Raw genomic sequence first — 1,610 nt, forward strand, 5'->3', positions numbered from 1 at the left:
TATGTCAGCCGAAGCCCCAGGTCCTGGTAGAGAGCGCCTTTGTCCTCACGCTCTGCTTTCGAGAGTGCTGAGGCGATTCCACCGGCGTAGTCGATCAGTTCTTGGACTTCCCGCTCGGTTTGCTCAGCCCGGTGTGTGGGCCGGGAGAGCTCGGCTTCGAGTCGGTCGCGTTCGACAGTGCGTTCGGCGAGTTTTTCCATCAAGATTTTCGAGGGCTAGTCCGCGTTCTCATGGGGACTGTCTGAGAAGCGGTGGATCTGATCTTGGTCGACACGCCGAGCGTTGCTTGGCGGGAAGGATCGATCATGACGGAAACACTGGAGTCTGTGACTGATGATCAGGTGGATCCGCAGCAGCTGGCTGAACAGCTTCTGGCGCAGGCCAAGGAACAAGGTGTCGATCTGGTGGGCCCGGACGGGCTGTTGAACCAATTGACGAAGAACGTGCTCGAGACCGCGCTGGATGCTTCAGATGAGCGAGCACCTTGGATACGACAAGCACGACCCGGCCGGGCGGGACGGCGGGAACTCGCGTAACGGCACGAGGGCGAAGACGGTGTTGACCGAGATCGGCCCGGTCGAGATCGAGGTGCCACGCGATACCGACTCGTCGTTTGAGCCGCAGATCGTGCGCAAGCGACAGCGCCGGCTGGATGGGATCGATGAGGTCGTGTTGTCGTTGACCGCCAAGGGCCTGACCACGGGTGAGGTGGCTGCGCACTTCGACGATGTGTACGGGGCGAAGGTGTCCAAGGACACGATCTCGCGGATCACCGACAAGGTGGTCGGGGAGATGGCTGAGTGGTGCAGCCGGCCGCTGGAGCGGGTCTATCCGGTGATGTTCATCGACGCTATCCACGTGAAGATTCGTGATGGTCAGGTCACAAGCCGACCGGTTTATGTCGCGATTGGTGTCACCGTCGCCGGTGAACGCGACATTCTCGGGCTGTGGGCCGGTGACGGCGGCGAGGGCGCGAAGTTCTGACTGTCCGTGCTCACCGAGATCAAGAACCGTGGCACGCAGGACGTGTGCATCGTGGTGTGTGACGGGCTCAAGGGCCTGCCCGAGGCGATCACCACCACCTGGGAGTTGGCGATCGTGCAGACCTGCATCATCCACCTGATCCGCAACACGTTCCGCCTCCCGCCGGTACTGGGACCAGATGTCCAAGGATCTGCGGCCGGTCTATACCGCCCCGTCCGAGGCCGCGGCCAAAGAACGCTGGGGCGAGTTCGCCGCCTCGTGGGGCCAGCAGTACCCAGCGATCGTCAAGTTGTGGGAAAACGCCTGGTCAGACTTCGTGCCGTTCCTCGACTATGACGGGGAGATCCGCCGCGTGATCTGCTCCACGAACGCGATCGAGTCGATCAACGCCCGCTACCGGCGCGCGATCCGCGCCCGCGGGCACTTCCCCACCGAGCAAGCCGCCCTGAAATGCCTGTACCTGGTCACCCGGTCACTAGACCCCACCGGCCGAGGCAGGGCACGATGGGCCATGAGGTGGAAACCGGCCCTGAACGCGTTCGCCATCACATTCGAAGGCCGCATCACACCAACCGGAAACTAACCGATACCAAGACCGGATCCACCGTTAATCTGACACACCCCTC

Annotated in this window: 1 protein-coding gene and 1 pseudogene; one reads left to right on the forward strand and one right to left on the reverse strand. The window is 62.4% G+C overall.

From position 1 onward, the window contains the following. Positions 1-200 (reverse strand): hypothetical protein (locus DPM12_RS23695; protein WP_211659185.1); only part of this gene is annotated, 200 nt, incomplete at its 3' end. Between the two features lie 105 nt (positions 201-305). Here DPM12_RS23695 and DPM12_RS20415 point away from each other — a divergent pair. Next, positions 306-1,567 (forward strand): annotated as a pseudogene (locus DPM12_RS20415) (IS256 family transposase). Positions 1,568-1,610 lie beyond the last annotated feature (43 nt).

The sequence above is a fragment of the Phytoactinopolyspora halophila genome (genome assembly GCF_003287285.1).
Classification (GTDB): Bacteria; Actinomycetota; Actinomycetes; order Jiangellales; family Jiangellaceae; genus Phytoactinopolyspora_A; species Phytoactinopolyspora_A halophila.